This window comes from Hyalangium sp. (assembly GCF_045802625.1).
Taxonomy (GTDB): Bacteria; Myxococcota; Myxococcia; order Myxococcales; family Myxococcaceae; genus Hyalangium.
In genome coordinates, this window is sequence record NZ_JBJMQP010000234.1 from 24,505 (window position 1) to 43,215 (window position 18,711).

Consider the following 18,711-nt stretch of genomic DNA (forward strand, 5'->3'; position numbering starts at 1 on the left):
GCAAGGAAGCGGGAGGTGCCCTGTCATGGACTCAAGTGCGTGGCGCAAGCTGGCGGCTCGGCTCGGGGTGGAACATCCGCTCATTCAGGCCCCCATGGGCGGCGGAGTCACCACGCCGGAGATGGTCTCGGCGGTCTCCAATGCCGGAGGGCTGGGCGCTATCGGCGCCTCCTACCTGCAACCCGAGGACATCGTCCGTCAGGCGCGAGCCGTGCGTGCGCTCACGCAGCGGCCGTTCGCCATCAACCTGTTCTCTCCCACAAGCCCCCAGGCGAGCGTCGAGCCGGCTCCCATGCTGGAGATCCTCGGGCGCTACTATCAGCAGGTCGGGGTGCCCGTGCCCCAGGCTCCGGCGACCGCGTTGCCTGACTTCTTCAAGCAGGTCGAGGCGGTGCTCGAAGCCGCCCCGGCCATCTTCAGCTTTACGTTCGGCATTCCACCGGCCCACGTGCTCGAGGCGTTCAAGTCCCGGGGCATTCTGGTGGGGGGAACGGCCACGACCGTCCAGGAGGCTCGGCAGCTCGAGGCCGCGGGGGTTGATTTCATCGTGGCCCAGGGCGCGGAGGCCGGCGGACACCGAGGCTCCTTCGCCGGTCCGTTCGAGGCGGCGATGGTCGGGACGATGGCGCTCGTTCCCCAGGTCGTCGATGCGGTGAAGCTCCCCGTCATCGCGAGCGGGGGAATCATGGATGGCCGCGGCATCGCCGCCGCGCGCATGCTCGGGGCGAGCGGTGTGCAGCTCGGCACGGCCTTCTTGACGGTTCGCGAGGCCGGGACCGCCCAGGCTCACAAGGCTGCGCTTCGCTCGACCCGGGATGATGCGACCCGCGTTACTCGCGCGTTCACGGGCCGCCCGGGCCGCATGATCTCCAACGAGTTCATCGAGGCCCTCGAAGGCAGCAAGGCCCTGCTCCCGTTCCCGGCCCAGCACTACGCCACGAGTCCCTTGAGAGCCGCCGCGGCGAAGCAGGGCGACACCCGCTTCATGGCCCTGTGGGCGGGACAGGCCGCGGCGCTGTCTCGAGACGTGTCCGCCGCGGAGCTCGTCCGGGCCTTGATCCGCGAGTCCGAGTCAGTCCTTCGCGCGGCCCTTGAGTGAGCCAGCAGCTCAGGACGGCCGCTGGGCGGGAGAGGCTTCTGCCTCCGTGACGGGCACTCCCGCCATGCGCAGCACCCGGAGCGCGTTGGTGGTGTCCACCACTCCCGGGCGCAGCTTGTAGTCGAAGACCATCTTTCCTTCCTCGAGGTGGTCTCGGAAGTGGACGTTCACCACGAGCACACCCGGCTCGTCCGCCAGCGCGGCCAGGGACAGGTCATGGGTGGTCACCGCTCCGCAGGCGCCCGTGCCCAGCAGCAGCCGGAGCACCTCGCGCGAGGCGATCTGCCGCTCGCGCGTGTTCGTGCCCAGGAGGATCTCGTCGAGCAGGAACAGGCACTGCCCCTGTGCTGCCTCGGCCGCGTCCAGCACGGCCTTGATGCGCTGCACCTCCGCGTAGAAGTAGGAGACGCCGCGCTCCAGCGAGTCCTTCACCCGCATGCTCGTGAGCACCTGGAGCGGGGACAGGGTGAGCGCTCGAGCGCAGACCGGCGCTCCCGCCAGCGCCAGCACCACGTTGGCTCCCACCGCTCGCATCAGCGTCGTCTTCCCGGACATGTTCGAGCCGGTGATGAGCAGCGCATGGCGCGGGCCCGGCAGCGACACGTCGTTGGGCACCGGGTTGTCCAGCAGCGGGTGGCCCAGCTCCTCCGCTTCCACCTTCGGCCCCTCGGACACCAGCGTGGGCCACGCGAAGCCGGGCCGATCGTGCGCGAAGCCCGCCAGGCACGAGAGCGCCTCCAGCTCCGCGAGCGCCTCGAACCAGCCGCGCACCTCCTTGCCGTGCCGGGCGCGCCAGTTCTCCAGCGCGAACAGCGCGTGGATGTCCCAGAGCGTGAACAGGTGCACCACCGGGTGGAACTGGTGGCGCTTGAACTCGACGAACGAATAGAGCCGGCTGAACTGGTGGAAGTGGCTGGAGACCGCGGGCTCTCCTGCCCGTTGCAGGCCCGACTGGAGCCGCTGGAGCAGCGGGTGGCGTAGCTCCTGGCGCTCGAGCCGGGCGAAGAGGGGTGCATAGCGCACGAAGCCCTCCTCCCCGGCGGACATCTCCTGCTCCATCTCCTTGAGCCGCCGGCGAGTGATCACCACCACCGCGAACTGCGGCAGGAAGCTCACCCACCACACCCAGTGCGGCAACACCTCGAGCTGGCCGAGCACGTAGAGCGCCAGCGTGAGCGGCGGCAGGAGGAAGGCCAGCGGCCGGGACCAGCGGATGGAGTCGAGCGAGGGCCCGGCCTCGGCCCATTGAATGAAGTGGCCCGGCTCTGCCTTCTCACGAGACACCACGCGCGCCTCGACGCACACGTCCTGCCGGAATCCCACCAGCGGAGCCAGCTCCCGCGCCGCGCCCTGCCTCTCCGCCACCTCCTGAGCAGGCGAGGGGGCGGACAGCCAGGACGCGAGCCGCTCCTCGCCGAACCCGGTCGCCGTTTCATTCAAGAGCTGGAACAGGCTGGCCTGACCGAAGACGTCCAGGTCCGGAATGTAGAGGTGGGAGGAGGACAGGAAGCGCTCGCCCCGCTCGGTGAACTCGCGCCAGGCTCCGCTCAGCCGCGCCAGCCCTCGCTCATTCAACGAAACGTACAGCCGCTCCCGCGCCTCCCGGCGGAACACATAGTGGTGCAGCACGGCGAGCACGGCATACAGGGCCACGGCTCCCGCCACCGCCCACCAGTACGGCTTCGGCAACCGCCCGAAGAGGGTGAGGCCCGCGATCACCGCCGCCGCCAGGAAGGCGAGGCCCCGCAGGTTCGCGTACCGCGCGCTGATTCGATCCAGCTCCGCCAGCTTCGCCTGGGAGGCGGCTCGACGCTCGGCGTACGTGCGCTGCGGAGTGGACTCGGCGGTGGAGCTCATAATCCCCGGGCGTGCAGTTCAGGAGCCGGGAAGATAGCGGCGCCGGGCACGCAAGGAACCCCCAAACGAACTCCCAAAAGCACGACGGGCTCGACCGCTGCGCGCGGCCGAGCCCATTCGTGTTCGTTCACTCTGGGGACAGGAGCGGTTTACTTCTCCTTGCCGGCAATCTTGCGCAGCGCCTTCTGATCCCTCACGCAGAGGATGCGGCCCACGTTGCCGAGCACGCCCTCGCGCTTCATCTCGTTGATGAGCGTGGAGACGAACGAGCGCGAGGCGCCCACCAGATCCGCCAGATCCTGCTGCGTGATGCCGCGCAGGTCCGTCTCGCCGCCGTGCGGGCAGCGCTCGCCGTGGGCCTCGACCAGGGTGAGCAGGGTGTCCGCCAGCCGGGCCGGGACCTCCTTGAAGGTCAGCCCCAGCACGCGCTTGCGCAGCGCACGCACGCGCTCGGCGTAGGCGCGCACCACATCCAGCGCCAGGGCCGGGCGGGCCTCGAGCTGGGCGCGGAAGTCACGGCCCTCGATGGACCACACCTCGGCCTCGCCGGACGCCACCGCCATCTCCTCGATGGTGGTGCCCTCGGGGCGGAACACCTCGCCGAAGATCTCGCCAGGGCGCAGGATGCTCACCACCGAGCGGGTGCCGTTCTTGCCCACCCGCATCAGCCGCACGCGGCCCGACTTCAGCAGGTACACCCGGTCCGTGGTGTCGCCGTAGCGGTAGATGACCGAGTTGTGCGGGAAGGACTCGACCTTGAAGTAGCCCTTGAAGTCGATCGCCTCCTGGCCGGGGACGATCTTGTTCGCGGTCACCATCATGCCGGAGCTGGTGGTCTGCAGCGGGGCGACGACGTTGGAGCCGATGGGGCCGAGGGGACGGTTGAAGCCGTGCATTGAGTTCTCTCCTGCGAGCAGAGTGGGTGGGGCAGAATCCCGAGTGCCGAACGCAGGACCGTCAATCCAAGGATTGTGCCAAGCGGGAATGAAATGCTCCCAGGGCAACAAACTGAGGAATGCCGGGTACTTAGCGCTATAGGATCAAATCCCGGCGCTCGCGGTGTCCGAAACTTGAAACAGAACGTTCAAACAGTCTGATCAACGTGAACGAAACGTTCAATTCGGCGGGGGCTTTGTCGAGGGGGTGACACTGTCCGAAACGGGACGGCTCCTACACCCGACGCTAACCCTGTCCACCCAAGGACGAGGGCAGTCCCTGGGAGAGCCCAAATTTCTGGAGTTTGCGCTCCAGGGTGGGCCGGCTGATGCCCAGAATCTGGCAGACCTTGCCCTTGTGGCCCTTGGTCACGGCCATGGCGCGCTGGATGAGGATGCGCTCGGCTTCCTCGAGCGTGGGGATCTGGCTGACGTCGTCCACCGCGGGGGCCGCGAGCATGAGGCCCGGGGTGGGGAGGGGGGCGGGAGTGGTGGGGGTACGGCCGGGCTCGGGGGCTCCGGGCTCAAGGGCGGGCAGATCGTCCCCCAGCAGCACCTCGCCCGGCGCCAGCACCACGGCGCGGGTGAGCACGTTCTCCAGCTCGCGCACGTTGCCGCGCCAGGGCAGGCGGGTGAGGTGCTCGAGCACCTCCGGCGGCACGCGCGTCACCCGCTTGTGCACCTTCTCGTTGATGCGCTCCAGCAGGTGGTGCACCAGCAGCGGGATGTCCTCGCGCCGCTCGCGCAGGGGCGGAATGGTGAGGGTGATGACCTTGAGGCGCTGGTAGAGATCCTCCCGGAAGCGCCCGGTGGACACTTCGTCGGCGAGGTGGCGGTGCGTGGCGGCGATGATGCGCGCTCGCAGCTTGACCTTCTTCACGCCACCCACGCGCTCGAACTCGCGCTCCTGGAGCACGCGCAGCAGCTTGGACTGGAGCATCAGCGACATGTCGCCAATCTCATCCAGGAACACGGTGCCGTCCTCGGCCAGCTCGAACTTGCCCTGCTTGGTGGCGGTGGCGCCGGTGAACGAGCCCTTCTCGTGGCCGAACAGCTCGCTCTCCAGCAGCGTGTCCACGATGGCCGAGCAGTTGATGCCGATGAAGGGCTTGGCCTCGTCGTACGAGTAGTTGTGGATGACGCGGGCGAACAGCTCCTTGCCCGTGCCGCTCTCGCCGTTGATGAGCACCGTGGCGCGGCTGCTGGTGACCTTGCCGATCTCCTTCACCAGCTGCTGCATCAGCGGGCTGGTGCCGACGATGTCGCCCAGGCGCGCCGCCGCGTTCTCCACGCTCATGGAGGCCGCGCGGCGTGAGAGCTGCCGGTACTCCAGCGCCCGCTCCACCACGAGATCCAACGCCGCCGGCTCGGGGAAGGGCTTGTGGATGTAGTCGAACGCCCCGGCCTTCATGGCCCGGATCGTCGTCTCCATGTCGTGGTGCGCGGTGACGAGGATGATGCGCGCGTCGCCGCACAGCGTCTTCAGCTCCTCGATGATCTCCAGGCCGCTGCGGTCCGGCAGCATCATGTCCAGGATGACCACGCTGGGCATGGAGTCCTGGGCGGCCTTGAGGCCCGCGGCGGCGCTGGTGGCCGTCACCACGTGATAGCGCGGTGCGCCATCCTGGAGGATCTCCTCGAAGTGCATCTGGAGATTCTCCAGGAGCCCCACGTCGTCATCGATGATGAGAACGGTCTCCATTCGACTCACTCACACGGCGAAGGTGAGTGTGAACACCATTCCCGGCTCCGAGCTTCCCTCGGCCGAGATGTCCCCGCCCTGATTGAGCATGACACGTCGGAGCGCCGCGAGGGAGAGCCCCGCCCCCCGCGCCAGCCGCGAGCCGAAGGGCTCGAACAGCGTGCCCCGCTCCTCCGGGGGCAGGGCGGCGGCGGAGTCCTTCAGCACCATCAGCGCCCGGCCCGAGGGGCCTTGACGCAGCTGGACCTCGACCTGGGAGCCCTCGGCCAGGCCCATGGCGATGTTGAGCAGGAGTTGGGCGAGCACGGGCCGCAGCCGTGTGGCATCCACGCGCACCCGGGGCAGCTCGGGAGCCTCGTCGACCTTGAGCTCGATGCGGCGCTCGGCCAGCTCGGGCGCCACCATGGCGTGGGCCTCTTGAACGACGGTGCGCAGCGGCTGCTGCTCCAGGTTGGGCACGCTGTCGCGGCCGTACTCGGAGAGGAGCCAGAGCATCCGCTCCATGGTGCGGATCTCCCGGTTGGCGATGGTCAGCCGGCGCTTGTCGCGGTCCGACAGGCCGGTGTTCCGCTGGAGCGTCTGCACCGCCATCTTTACGGAGCTGAGCGGGTTGCGGATCTCATGGCTGAGCGAGGAGGAGAGCTTGGAGATCTGCACCGGCGGGGCGCCCTCCAGCAGTCCGTCGAGATCCTGGATGGCGGCAGTGGGCTCGCCCGTCTGCATGCCGAGCACGAGGCGGAGCGGCGCGGGCTCCTCGGGGCGAGAGGGGGGACCATCCATGAGTGGGTTCTCGCGTCGCTCCTGCGGGGGCTTCGCCTTGGGGCCGAGCCGGGCGGAGATGAACTCCACGGCGCGGTGATCCTCACGGGCGCGGGCGTCGAGCTCGCGGGCGCGCTCGGGGGAGATGCCCAGCGCCACATGCAGCGGAGTGTCCTGCAGCTCCGCGGCGGAGCGGCGAAGCACGGCGGTGCAATCGCCCTCGGCGCGAGTAACCCGGAGGCTTGGAGACCAGACGAGCTGGACGGCTTGCAGGAGCGGGGCGTTCATTGGTCGGACCTGAACATAACGAGTAAGGTTCCGCGCTGTCCCCATGCACGGCGCCTCGGGTTTTCCGAAGAATCTGGTTTCAAGCTTCCTCTTCCTGTCCGGGGCCACCGCCCTCGTCTACGAGCTCGTCTGGTCGAAGTATCTCGCCAATGTGCTCGGGAATAGCGGACAGGCGCACGCCGTGGTGCTGGCCACCTTCATGGGCGGGCTGGCGCTGGGGGCATATGTCTTCGGGCGAACAGCAGACCGGGTAAAGAGCCCGCTCGCCATGTACGGACTGCTGGAGCTGGGGGTGGGGCTGTACGCTCTGCTGTTCCCCTCGGTGCTGCACGTGCTGAGCGCGGCGTACCTGGCGGTGGCGGTGAAGGTGCCGGACGGGGTGCGCGTGGGGCCCAAGCTGGCGCTGGCGGCGCTGTCCCTGGTGGTGCCCACCATGCTGATGGGCGGAACGTTGCCCGCGCTGGTGAGGCACTTCTCCGCCACGCTGGCGCATGTGCGGCGCGAGCTGGCGCGCCTGTACGCCATCAACAGCCTGGGCGCCGCGCTGGGCGTCTTCCTCGCCGGTGTCAGTCTGGTGCCAGCGCTGGGCCTGTCGCTGTCGGCGAAGCTGGCCGCGAGCATCAACATCCTGCTGGCGCTCGGGGCCCTGGCGCTGGCTCGGAAGCATCCGCCGGCGCTCACGCAGAGCGCTCCGGCCGAGGGTGCAGCTCCCTCCGAGGGCGGGGATGAGCTGTCCTATCCCCACTCCGCGGTGCGAGCCGCGCTGCTGGGCGTGGCGCTGTCCGGCTTCACGTCCATGCTCTACCAGGTGACGTGGATCCGGCTGCTGTCCATCGTCCTGGGCGCCTCCACGTACGCGTTCACGCTCATCCTCACCGCGTTCATCCTCGGCATCGGCCTGGGCAGCTTCTGGCTGATGACGCGCAAGGGGAGGGGAGATCTGCTGCGCCTCTTCGCGTGGCTCCAGGTGGCGTTGGTGGCCAGCGTGTGTGTGGCGCTGCCGCTCTACGTCCGGCTGCCGTACCTGTTCCGCAAGGCGCAGTTCATGATGAACCGCACGCTGGACACCTGGCCGTACTTCCAGGGGCTCACGTTCGCGTACTGCTGCCTGGTGCTGCTGGTGCCCACCTTCTTCATGGGCGCGGCCTTCCCGGCGGCGGCTCGAGTGGCCACCGCCAAGGTGACGGAGGTGGGGCGGCAGCTCGGCGGCGTGTACCTGTGGAACACCCTGGGCACCATCACCGGCGCGGCCCTCGGCGGGCTGGTGCTGATGCCGTGGTGGGGCATGGAGGGCAACTTCATCGCCGGGCTGGTGGGTAACCTCATCGCCGCGGGCGTGGCCTTCGCCGCCATTCCGGGCCGCCCCGCGCAGCCGGCCCGCGCCTTCTGGCCGCTGGGGATCGGCGTGGCGTGCGGCCTCCTGTTCCTCCTGCCCATGAGCGGCTGGGCCGTCACCTTGTCCGGTATCGCCTCGTTCCGCATGCATGAGGCGCCGCCCGAGAGCTACACCGCCGCCGTCTCCAACTACGAGAAGAGCACCCAGCCGCTCTTCTACCGGGATGACACCTTCGCCACCGTGCTCGTGGGCGAGCTGAAGAACGGCCACCGCTTCATGAAGCTCAACGGCAAGGTGGACGCCTCCACCGGCCTGGACATGGAGACGCAGATCCTCGCCGGCCACCTGGGCATGCTGCTGCACCCGCGCTCGCCGGAGAACGTGCTCCTGGTGGGCGCGGGCTCGGGCGTCACCGCGGGCTCCGTGCTGGCCCACCCCGTCAAGCACCTGGACATGGTGGAGATCTCTCCGGCCGTGGTGGATGCGGCCCGCCTCTTCAAGGCCGTCAACCGCAACGCCGTGGATGATCCGCGCACGCACGTCCACATCGACGATGCCAAGACGTTCATGGCGCTGGCGCCGCTCCAGTACGATCTCATCATCAGCGAGCCCTCCAACCCCTGGGTGGCGGGCGTCTCCGGCCTGTTCTCGCGGGACTTCTTCCGCACCGCGGATCTGCACCTCACCGAGGACGGCATCCTGGTGCAGTGGATCCACACCTACGAGAGCAGCGAGGAGATCATCAAGCTGGTCATGCGCACCCTGCGCGAGACGTTCCCCTACGCCACCACCTGGCTGGGGCCCACGGATCTCATCCTCGTGGCCAGCCGCAAGCCCATCACCTTCGATGCGAAGAAAGTAGCCGAGCGCCTCGCGCTCCCGGACGTGCGCGAGGACCTGGGCCGCACCGACATCCACGACGTGTTCGGGCTGCTCGCCAAGCAGGTGCACAGCGACCAGGGCCAGCAGGAGTTCGCCAGCACCGGCCCCATCAACACCGACGATCGCAACCTGCTCGAGTACGCCGCGCCCGTGGCCTTCTTCCTCCAGAACCAGGAGACGCGCGTCCATGACGAGCGCCGCGGCCCCGATGGCGGCGCGCGGCTGTGGATCCACCGCTACCTCCAGGAGAACCCGCCCACCGCGGAGCAGGCCGCGAACCTCTACCGCAACCTCGACCGCAACCACGCCATCAATGATCCGCTCGTGCGCGGGTCGGCGGCGCTCTGGTACTCGCTGGCGCCGGACAGCCTGGAGGCCCGGGTGGCGCTCGCCAACACCACCCTCGCCCAGAAGGATCTGACGCTGGCCGAGTCCGTGCTCGCGCCCGCGCTGGAGCGGGGCCGCGAGGATCCGCGCTTCGTCACCGCGTGGATGAAGCTGATCACGGCGCGGGCCTGGGCTACGCGCACGGCGTGGACGCCGGCCTCCGGGCTCACCGAGACCGTGGCGCTAGGCCAGGCCCAGGTGGCCGCCCATCCGGATGATCCGGAGCTCTCCAAGGCCCTCAAGGCGCTCTGCGAGGTGGTGCCACAGTCTTGTAGCTCCCCAGGTTCTGCCCCCGCCGTGGCGGCTCCTGCGGGGCCGTGATCCTCCTTCCGAGCGCTGAGAAGGCTCGAGCAGCGGGTCTCCCAGGGTTTTAAACGGCCGGGACATACTGTAAGTGTAAGGGCCGTCGCGTCGTCCTCACGAGGAGTCCGTCATGAAGGCGCTTTCCCAGAAGCAGCTTCGCAAGGCCAAGGGTCAGGGCATGACCGAGTACATCATCATCGTGGCCCTCATCGCGATCGCGGCGATCGCCGTGATCATGCTCTTCGGCGACAACATCCGAAAGCTGTTCGGCGCCTCGGCCGCGTCGCTGGCCGGTAACTCCACGGTGTCCAACGACGGCGCCAGCTCCAACGACACCTTGAACAAGAAGACGATGAAGAGCTTCGCCGAGAACAACGCCTACTAACCTAAAATCCAGGAATTTCGCACCTTTCCAAGCATCCTCCCGATGACGGATGGTGGCCCTTGCCAGATCCCTCTAGGGTGCGATTGCCCTCGAAATCAAAGGGTGCCGTTTCCCACCGCCAAAACCCCCAGGGAGTCACTCATGAAGGCCCTTCCGAAGAAGCAGCTGCGCAAGGCTCGTGGTCAAGGCATGACCGAGTACATCATCATCGTTGCCCTCATCGCCATCGCGGCGATCGGCGTGATCACGCTGTTCGGCGACAACATCCGCAAGCTGTTCGGCGCCTCCGCGGCGGCCCTCGCTGGTAACTCCAGCGTGTCCAACGACGGTGCCAGCTCCAACGACACCCTGAACAAGAAGACGATGAAGAGCTTCGCCGAGAACAACGCCTACTAGTTCTCGCTCGTCGGTGGGAGCCCCGCTTTGGCGGGGCACCTTCCGGCTCGAAAAGGCGGCACGGACCCGAAAGGGACTCCGGCCGCCTTTCTGCTTTTCTGGGCTCCGGGCGCTTGGAGCCGCCTTGTCACTCCTCTTCGGCGGGTAGGTCTCGTGGGGATAGACGGTGGCCCTCGAACACCGTGAGTACGACGATGCCGGTGGGCTCGACTCGGTAGACGATGCGGTAGTGGCGCAGCAGCACTTCCCGGATGTCGTCGCGCCCGGCTTCCGGCACGCGCCTTCCGGCCCGGGGCGTGCTTGCCACCCAACGGGCTTGCTCGCGCAGTTTTTCGATCCAGGCCCTGGCGGCGACCGGGTCATCCTCGCCAATGAAGCGAGCAATCTCGAGCAAGTCGTCCTTCGCCCGCAGCGACCAACGGACGCGCGGCGGACTCACGCCTTGCGCTTCCCGAGCTGCTCGGTCAGCGCCTCATCGAGCTCCTCATCGGACAGGACACGGCCTGCCTCGGCATCCGCGAGCCCTTCATCGATGGCTGTGAGAAACCGTGCTCGGGAGGCCAGCTGATCGAAGTCTTCGGGAGCCAGGAGCACCGCGGCGGGTTTGCCCCCTTGAGTGATGATCACAGGGCGTCGATGCTCTCGCAGCTGCCGGACGACCTCTGAGGCCCGGGTCTTGAACTCGGCGATGGGCAAGATGTCCTCCGAGACTTGGAGGGGCTTCATAGAGGCTCCGATGGTCAGAACTCTGGTCTGAAGATAGCCCTCTATGGAGCCCATCAGCCAGGGCTGCGGGAGCTTTCCATCGCCGATCACCCTTGCTCGGCTGCTCTCTGGTGCAGGGGAGGAGCCAACGAGGCAGCCGTAATCAGGCCTTCCGGCGCGCGGGCAGCAGCTCGCGCAGCACCTTGTGGGTGTTTCGCAGCATCTCCTCGGTGGTGTTCCAGTCCACGCAGGCGTCGGTCACCGAGCAGCCGTAGCGCAGCTGCGAGAGGTCCGCCGGGATGGGTTGGCTGCCCGCCTCGAGGAAGCTCTCCACCATCAGGCCCATGATGGAGCGGTTGCCCTCGCGCAGCTGGTGCACCACGTCCTTCATCACCAGCGGCTGCAGCTCCGGCTTCTTCCAGGAGTTGGAGTGCGAGCAGTCGACCACGATGTTGACCGGCAGCTTGGCCTTGGAGAGCGCCTGCTCGGCGAGCGAGATGGACACCGTGTCGTAGTTGGGGCGCCCGCCGCCGCCGCGCAGCACCAGATGGCCGTAGGCGTTGCCCTTGGTGCGGATGATCGCCGACGCGCCGCTCTCGTTCAGCCCCAGGAAGCTGTGCGGGCGAGACGCCGAGAGGATGCCGTTGACCGCCGCCTCCAGCGAGCCGTCCGTGCTGTTCTTGAAGCCCACCGGCGTCGACAGCCCCGAGGCCATCTCGCGGTGGGTCTGAGACTCCGCCGTGCGCGCGCCGATCGCCGTCCACGAGATCAGATCGCCGTAGTACTGGGGCGCGATGGGATCGAGCGCCTCCGTGGCCGCGGGCAGGCCGAGCTCGGCCACGTCCCGGAGGAAGCGCCGGCCCCGCTCCATGCCCTCCTCGATGTGGAAGGAGTCGTCCATCCGCGGATCATTGATGAAGCCCTTCCAGCCCGTGGAGGTGCGCGGCTTCTCGAAGTACACCCGCATCACCACGTGGATCGTCTCGCGGACCTCGTCGGCCACCTTGCGCAGCCGGCGCGCGTAGTCCAGCCCCGCCACGGGATCGTGAATGGAGCACGGGCCGATGATCACGAACAGGCGCGCATCCTTGCGGTCCAGGATGTCCACCAGCGCCCGGCGGCCGGAGAGCACGGACTCGGCTGCTCGCTCGGTCATGGGGACTCGCGCCTTGATCTCGGCGGGAGAGGGCATGTGGTCGACACCAACGACATTCAGGTTTTCGGTGCGTGTGCTCATGGTGCGAGTTCTGCCGTCCGGGGTGCGGCGCGGGGGAGGCCCTATTGTATGACCAACGGGGCCGGTGTTCTCCACGTTCTCTGCGGAGCGGAGGGCTCGCCAGCCGCCTGCCCTCCGGGCACCCCTTAGATCAGGGGTTGAGCGCGGTAGGGGTGGACGCCCCACACCTCGGCTCTCGGACTGGACTCCCGGGATGGCTACGTGCGTGAGCGGCGTGTGGCGAAGATGGAGGTGACGAGCCCGCTCAGCGCGAGCAGGGACAGCGCGAGCCCTACGCGGAAGCTCAGCGGGGAGTAATCGAAGCGGACGGTGTGAGGGCCCGCGGGGATGCGCACGGCGCGCAGAGCGAAGTCCGCGCGGTGGATGGGCGTGGTGGCCCCGTCCACCGTCGCTCGCCAGCCCGGGTAGTGGCTGTCGCTGACCACGAGGTAGCTCTCGTCACAGGCCTCCACCGCGACCTCCAGGTGCCGAGCGCCTGAGCTCACGATCCGCGTGTGGCCTCCGCAGGACAGGCGGTCCAGCGGCTCCCCGGTGGCCAGGAACGCTGTGCTCCGGAAGGGCTCGGTGGGGTCGAGCACGGCCTTCAGCGCGTCGGCGTCCGGTGTCACCTGGGCCTTCTGCACGAGGAAGGCGCGGGGCAGGGCCGTCTTCGAGCGGGAGAGCGTGGTGCCGTCCTCCAGCGTCTGGAGCAGCTCCAGGTCCTCGAACGGTGGAGGCCCGTGGCGCACGTACCAGGTGACGCCGGTCAGATCGTACACGCTGCGCTCTCCGGCCAGGTTGAACACGTCGCTGCGAGCGGGCTCGGGGGCTCCATAGCCCTCCAGCGCGGGCAGCCGCTCCTCGACGAAGCGGTTGGGGATGAGCCGGTCCCGGCTCAGCTCGATGGTGCGCGACACGGCGTTGGGGACCTTGGTCGGATCCGCGGGGCCTCCGATGTCGGCGCTGATGCGCCCGTCGAGCGGCTCGGGCAGGTGGGGCCGGATGGCCGAAGTCCGCGCGAGCGGTTCGTAGGGCGAGTACTTCGGCACCGTGAGCAGGTGGTGTGCCGCGATCAGCTCCAGGATGGCGAGCGCCGCCAGCGCGTGGCGCACCCGGCTCGGGCGCGCGAACGAGTCTCGCAGGACGAAGAGGAAGACAGTGGCCAACCCCAGGAAGAGCAGCGGCCAGGTGACTCCGGCCTCGGCGGACTCGCGCATCGGCAGGCGATGGACGATGGGGCCTGCCACGCCCATCGCCACGCCCATCGCCACGAACGTCACCGCCGCTCGAAGCAGCGAGGGCCGCACGCGCCGGGAGAGCCGGCCCATGGCCTCCAGCCCGAAGCCGGACAGCAGGGAGAGACAGAACGCGGCCCCCACGAAGTACTTGGCCGGGTAGCGGAACAGGGAGAAGGGTGGCGCCTGCAGCAGCACCGCCGCGGGAGGGAAGTGGCGGCCCAGGCTCAGCAGCGCGAGCAGCACGGCTCCCACCGCGAAGGGCCGGGCCCGGCGAGGACCCGAGATGGCTCCCACCACCGCGAGCGCGCACGCCACCGAGCCGAGGAATTGGTTGAGGATGAACCACTGGTCCTCGCCCCAGTAGGGGCCTCGGGGCCAGTCCGCCAGCGGCCACACCATGGACAAGAGCTGCGGCCAGGATACGGACCACGCCAGCCGCTGGCTCGCGAAGCCCTCCGTCCGCGTGCGCAGAGAGTTCATCGCGAACTCGGCGGCGGGCAGCAGCACCAGGGCCGCCAGGGCTCCGGCCAGCGCCAGCCCGCCCGCCACTCGCACCACTCCGGTCCAGCGCGTGGCTCGGGCCTGAGGCAGAGCGCTCGTCCCGCGCTGCTCGGCGCCCCAAACGGCCAGGAGCGACACGATGCCCTGCCAGAGCGTCGTCTCCGGTGAGCCAGCCAGCAGGGACAGGGCCGCGAACGCCGCGAGCCTGGTCATGGGAGCAGGGCCCGGTCGGCGCGCAGCCGCGAGCGCCGAGGAGAGGATGAAGCCGCTCCACGCCGCCGCGTCGACGACGTTCTGCTGGATGCCCAGGTCCGTCATCATCGGCGACACGCCGAACATGGCCCCCGCGACGAGCGAGGCCGCCCAGGACAGCCGGAGCTTGCGCGCCAGGAGGAACATGCCCACGGCGGCCACCGCCGCGTGGAGCACCTGCATCACCGTCATCGCGGCGATGGGCCCGGCGAGCACCACCGCCAACCACCGAGGCGGGTAGAAGACCTGCGAGTAGAGCGTGGCCGCGAACGGCTGCCCCAGCCGCAGGTACGGGTTCCACAGGGGCAGCTCGCCCGTGTGCAGGGACTCGAGGAGGAAGGCCGAGTCCGGGAAGAAGATGCGGAACACGTCCCGCCCGGCGAGCATGTTGCCCGAGAACACCGAGCGGTAGAGGAAGGCCAGCACGGCCAGCAGCCCGAGGAGGGTGAGCGCGTTTCGCGTGGAGCGTTTCATCGCGAGCTTGAGCGGGTGCGGACCCAGAGGACGTACTGCCCGTCCCGGGCCTCCTCGCGCCAGCCGCCGCGCTGCCGGAGCTGGTTGAGGAGGATGTTGCCCGGGTTCTCCTCATCCCACAGGAGGTAGTCCGGATCGTAGCGGGCGAGCGACTCCTCCCAGCCGGGCTCCGACCAGAGGATCCGCGTGTAGTCGTCGTGGATCGGCTGGGGGAAGGGATCGTTCCGGCTGTCGATGAACACCTTGTAGTCCGTCCCCGCGAAGTACGAGATGGCTCCGCCGATGGTGAAGCGGTTCAGCACCTTGCCCGGGGGCAGCTTGCGCAGCGCCTCGAAGCAGGCCAGCGGGAAGCGCGAGCGCATCACTCCCTGCTCCACCGGAACTGGGTGCTGCCAGCTCACCGCTGCGAGCAGGACGAGCGCCAGCGCTGGCCAGAGGGCTCCCCGCGCGCGCGCGCTCCAGCGCGCGAACGTCTCATCGATGGCACGTGCCGGACGACGGACGAACTCTGGCCACACGAGTCCTCGGATCGGCGCCGCATGCTCCAGCAGGGCCAGCCCGACGAGCACCGCGCCGAAGGGAGCATGGCGCTGGACCTTCAGCGCTGCGATGCCGAGCCCCAGCGCAGGCAGGAGGATGGCGACTCGCCGCACGGGAGCCTGGCCCACGCAGAAGATCGCCACGCCGAGCAAGGCCAGGTACGCCCAGCTCCAGCCCACGGCGAGATCCAGCGGCACCCACTCGTTGATGTTCTGCGTGGAGGCCAGCGCCGAGTGGTGGAGCGGATAGAACCAGATGCTCGGGCCGCTCGGAGACAGCGCCGAGGCCAGGAACATGGCGAGGCTCGCGACGAGCGCTCGGACGGCTCGGGGGCGCTGCTCCGGAGCGTCCAGCGCATGGCCCATCGCCGTGGCTCCGAGCAGGGCCGGACCGAGCAGCCAGCTCCCATGCAGGTTGGCCCAGACCGCGCCGACCAGCGGAGCGAACCACAGCACCCGGTCATTCCCCGAGCGCCACGCCTGCGCCCCGAGCACCGCCAGGGCAAACAGCAGGTGTCCCAGGTGGAAGGGGCGCTCCTGGCTCCAGGTGGGCGACTGGACAGCGAGGACAAGCCCGAGCACTCCAAGCGCCAGCAACCCCCGGCGCGGAGTGGCCCGGCCGAGCACGGCCCAGAGCAGCAGCACGTTGGCGGCGACGAGCGCTCCCGTGAGCAGCGCCGGGCCCGCGGCGCCCAGCACCTTCACCAGGAGCGCGGAGATCACCCCGAAGCCCCACTCGTGCGGCACCCAGCCCGCGGTGCCCGTCACGCTGAACGGATCCACGCGGTTGAAGCCGTGCTCCAGCACGTAGCGCCCACCGGCGAGGTGGAAGAACAGATCGTAGTGCTTGAGCGGAGACACCCCCAGCCGCACGCCGAGGAACAGGGCGAGCAGTGCGGCCGGTCCGGGGAGCAGCAGGGCCCGACGGCTCACGGCGGGCTATCCCACGCTCGCGACAGGAGGCATCGCGGCACCGGGAGTGGCAGGAGCCACAGGAGTGCTGGCAGGTACGGCCGGAGGCGCGAAGCCAAGCCGGCGCAGCATCACCTTGCGGATGCTCGGGATGCGGAACCGATAGATGAACGCGTCCGAGAAGTAGTGCGCCAGCACCACCCCCAGGCTCAGCGACGTCAGCACACGCAGGATCAAGTGCGAGCTGCTCCCGGAGGGATCGCCCGTGCCCAGGGTGCCTCGGCCCGCGCCTTCGAGGATGAGCCCGTGGATGACTCCGAGCGTCAGCAGCGGCAGCATGGACAGGATCATCAGCGGCCAGATCCACGCGCGTCCCAGCCGGGCCGGCGGATCGCCCTCGCGAGGCTCCATCATCCGCGCGGTGATCATGTAGTACTCGAGCCCGTGCATGGCGGGCAGCATCACGTTGCCCCACATGGGACTGACAATCGTGAGCCCCGTCGCCGTGGCCACCGCGAGCAGGTAGAGCACCTTGGGGCCACTGGCGTTCCCGGCGCGCAGCACCGTGCGGAACAGCACCGCGAAGAAGCCGAGCCACACGGTGAGGATCACCGCGAGCATCCCATGGGGCAGCAGCGCGCCCTGGCCCACATCCAGGTAGGGCGTGGCGCCCGGAGCCGCCGAGTCCGGCACGAAGAAGAGCCGCACCAGGATGAGGCTGAGCATCAGCGGCACATACGTCTGCTGCAGCGTGCGCTCCCGAGGACTTCCCGGCCCGAGCCCGGCCTGGTGCCCGCGCAGGGAGTGCAGCGCCCAGAAGCCCTTGTGCTGCGACAGCGTGTGGTGCAGCCCGAAGATGTTGAAGACGACGCCGACCAGGTACACGTGGGCGTCCTTGTTCGCGTAGTACGTGAAGATGAACCCCGCGCCCACCGCGAGCATCGCCAGCGTGCCCGCCAGGACCGTGCGCGGCTGCTTCGGCTCGGCGGTGAGCACGTCCCGGTGCACCGCGAAGAGCAGGTAGGTGAGCACCACGTGGGTGCCGTTGCCCAGGATGTTCTGCGCCGTCCACACCGCCAGCCGGTTCACCTCGTCGGCGGCCCGAAGCCCCATCAGCGCCGCCGCCACCGCCGAGCCCGCCGTGAGCAGGAGCGGCAGCGCGAGGAACGCCGCGTCCGCCCGAGGCGAGAAGAGCCACAGCCCTCGGAACGGCAGGCTCCCGCTTGGAGTGGAGGTGGTAGGCCCGTTGGCCAGGGTGGGGGTCGACGCGGTCATCACTCCCAGTATACCCGCCCTTCCAGGCGGGAGATCAGGGGGCCGCGTCCTTCGCCACGCCCTGGCTCCATTGCTCGGCCACCGCCTCCGCGAGCCGCCGCGACAGCTTGGGCCGGCCGCTCGACTCGTTGAGGTGTGTCACATCGATGAAGTCCTCCGGGCCGAACTCCGGGCTCTCGGCCAGGTCCAGCACGCGGGCGCCCGTCTCGCGCTCGATGCGCGCCAGGACAGCAGCCAGGCGGGTTCGGCCCTCGGGGGTGGGCTGGTTCCAAGCCCGGTTCCGGGGCGCCAGCACCACCCGCGTCTCGCGCGACACGGAGGCCAGGGCTCGCACGGCCTCGATGAAGGCCCCCACCTGCTGATCATCGAAGCGCAGCTCCAGCAGATCGCTCGAATCCACCCGCCACTGGCGATCGGCCTCCAGCAGCTCCGGGGCGCTGCGCAGCCGGGCCCAGGCCAGGTAGGCCTCTCGCGTCTCGTCGAAGACCCAGCGCACCTCTCCCCGGCGGACCGGATCCCACTCGGGGACTTCCCGGTGCTCGATGGCGGCCCGGCTGGCGTGGATGCGCTCCACCCAGGCCTTGCGCTCGCTGCCCGAATCTCGAGGCTCGGGCACCGGCCACCAGGAGGGCGTGGGGCCATCGAAGATCCGGTCCTCCAGGATCGACTTCACGGAGCGCGGGGAGACGCCGCCCAAGAGCCAGAGGGCTCCCAGGTGTGAGGCCTGCTCCGGAGAGTGGCGCGCGACCTGGGCCAACAGGAGGGGCTTGGCCAGGATGGCCCTCTTCACGTCCGTGTGCTCTCGGAAGTACGGAGCCCGTCCGCGAGCCAGCGTGGCCTGGAAGGGCGTGAACTCCACCAGTGAGAGCCGGGCCTTGTGGCCGCTGCGCTCGAAGGTGTCCGCCACCTTGCGAGCCAGCAGGGCCTGCATCTCGGGATCCACGCCTGGAAAGCCCAGGTTGTACGCGGTGACGGGCGTGCCGAGGTGCTGCTCGAAGGTCTCCGGAGAGAAGCCGTGCTGGATGATCGACGAGCCGAACACGAGCACCGCGTCGTCATGCTGAGAGATCTCCGGAAGCTGTCCGAGGAAATCCTCGAGCCGGCCAGCGCCCTCGGTGATCTGCCCCCGGAGCTCCGGAGGCGTCTCGTGCATGACGAGGGCGGCGAACCCCCGAGCCAGCCCCAGCGCCGCCACCAGCAGCACGAGCCCCACCCCGAGAGTCCGGGCGGCGATCCGATCGCTGGAAGGAGAGGGCGAAGGCACAGGCGG

15 protein-coding genes are annotated in these 18,711 nt (G+C 69.1%); 4 read left to right on the forward strand and 11 right to left on the reverse strand.

The window, feature by feature from the left end; translation table 11 throughout:
* The first annotated feature begins 25 nt into the window (after positions 1-25).
* The gene (locus tag ACJ8AT_RS36265; protein ID WP_407742548.1) at positions 26-1,099 is read left to right on the forward strand and encodes an NAD(P)H-dependent flavin oxidoreductase; all 1,074 of its coding nucleotides are present in this window, start codon (positions 26-28) and stop codon (positions 1,097-1,099) included.
* Positions 1,100-1,108: 9 nt separating this feature from the next.
* Here the strand turns inward: ACJ8AT_RS36265 and ACJ8AT_RS36270 are convergent, their stop codons facing one another.
* From ACJ8AT_RS36270 to ACJ8AT_RS36285, 4 genes are all read right to left on the reverse strand, one after another.
* Positions 1,109-2,956: a MutS family DNA mismatch repair protein gene (locus tag ACJ8AT_RS36270; RefSeq protein ID WP_407742549.1), complete on the reverse strand. Its 1,848-nt coding sequence runs from the start codon at positions 2,954-2,956 to the stop codon at positions 1,109-1,111.
* Between the two features lie 149 nt (positions 2,957-3,105).
* Positions 3,106-3,852, reverse strand: a complete 747-nt coding sequence (gene mrpC / locus ACJ8AT_RS36275) for a Crp/Fnr family transcriptional regulator MrpC (RefSeq protein WP_224243812.1) — start codon at positions 3,850-3,852, stop codon at positions 3,106-3,108.
* 286 nt (positions 3,853-4,138) lie between these two features.
* Entirely contained in the window at positions 4,139-5,593 is a 1,455-nt protein-coding gene (locus ACJ8AT_RS36280; RefSeq protein ID WP_407742550.1) for a sigma-54-dependent transcriptional regulator, read from the reverse strand.
* Between the two features lie 9 nt (positions 5,594-5,602).
* A complete protein-coding gene (locus ACJ8AT_RS36285) occupies positions 5,603-6,640 on the reverse strand; it encodes a sensor histidine kinase (RefSeq protein WP_407742551.1) in 1,038 nt (345 codons plus the stop codon).
* A gap of 43 nt (positions 6,641-6,683) precedes the next feature.
* Here ACJ8AT_RS36285 and ACJ8AT_RS36290 point away from each other — a divergent pair, with 43 nt between their 5' ends.
* The 3 genes from ACJ8AT_RS36290 to ACJ8AT_RS36300 all read left to right on the forward strand — a co-directional run bounded on the left by ACJ8AT_RS36290 (position 6,684) and on the right by ACJ8AT_RS36300 (position 10,329).
* The gene (locus ACJ8AT_RS36290) at positions 6,684-9,566 is read left to right on the forward strand and encodes a methyltransferase (protein WP_407742552.1); all 2,883 of its coding nucleotides are present in this window, start codon (positions 6,684-6,686) and stop codon (positions 9,564-9,566) included.
* Between the two features lie 112 nt (positions 9,567-9,678).
* The gene (locus ACJ8AT_RS36295; protein WP_407742553.1) at positions 9,679-9,933 is read left to right on the forward strand and encodes a hypothetical protein; all 255 of its coding nucleotides are present in this window, start codon (positions 9,679-9,681) and stop codon (positions 9,931-9,933) included.
* 141 nt (positions 9,934-10,074) lie between these two features.
* Positions 10,075-10,329 (forward strand): hypothetical protein, encoded by a 255-nt coding sequence (locus ACJ8AT_RS36300; RefSeq protein ID WP_224366212.1) that lies wholly within the window; start codon positions 10,075-10,077, stop codon positions 10,327-10,329.
* A 127-nt stretch (positions 10,330-10,456) separates the two neighbouring features.
* Here ACJ8AT_RS36300 and ACJ8AT_RS36305 read toward each other — a convergent pair whose 3' ends face one another.
* The 7 genes from ACJ8AT_RS36305 to ACJ8AT_RS36335 all read right to left on the reverse strand — a co-directional run bounded on the left by ACJ8AT_RS36305 (position 10,457) and on the right by ACJ8AT_RS36335 (position 18,705).
* Positions 10,457-10,768 (reverse strand): type II toxin-antitoxin system RelE/ParE family toxin, encoded by a 312-nt coding sequence (locus tag ACJ8AT_RS36305; protein ID WP_407742554.1) that lies wholly within the window; start codon positions 10,766-10,768, stop codon positions 10,457-10,459.
* Positions 10,765-11,055, reverse strand: coding sequence for a type II toxin-antitoxin system Phd/YefM family antitoxin (locus ACJ8AT_RS36310; protein ID WP_407742555.1), 291 nt, complete (start codon positions 11,053-11,055; stop codon positions 10,765-10,767). Before ACJ8AT_RS36310 ends, ACJ8AT_RS36305 begins: the two co-directional genes overlap by 4 nt.
* Positions 11,056-11,197: 142 nt before the next feature.
* On the reverse strand, positions 11,198-12,271 hold the full coding sequence (locus ACJ8AT_RS36315; RefSeq protein WP_407742556.1) for a 3-deoxy-7-phosphoheptulonate synthase: 1,074 nt from the start codon (positions 12,269-12,271) through the stop codon (positions 11,198-11,200).
* Positions 12,272-12,468: 197 nt separating this feature from the next.
* Positions 12,469-14,715 carry a YfhO family protein gene (locus ACJ8AT_RS36320; RefSeq protein ID WP_407742557.1) on the reverse strand — a complete coding sequence of 749 codons (2,247 nt, stop codon included), beginning with the start codon at positions 14,713-14,715 and terminating at the stop codon, positions 12,469-12,471.
* A complete protein-coding gene (locus ACJ8AT_RS36325; RefSeq protein ID WP_407742558.1) occupies positions 14,712-16,187 on the reverse strand; it encodes a hypothetical protein in 1,476 nt (491 codons plus the stop codon). Before ACJ8AT_RS36325 ends, ACJ8AT_RS36320 begins: the two co-directional genes overlap by 4 nt.
* A 6-nt stretch (positions 16,188-16,193) precedes the next feature.
* Positions 16,194-17,441: a hypothetical protein gene (locus ACJ8AT_RS36330; protein ID WP_407742559.1), complete on the reverse strand. Its 1,248-nt coding sequence runs from the start codon at positions 17,439-17,441 to the stop codon at positions 16,194-16,196.
* Between the two features lie 34 nt (positions 17,442-17,475).
* Entirely contained in the window at positions 17,476-18,705 is a 1,230-nt protein-coding gene (locus ACJ8AT_RS36335; protein ID WP_407742560.1) for a hypothetical protein, read from the reverse strand.
* Positions 18,706-18,711 lie beyond the last annotated feature (6 nt).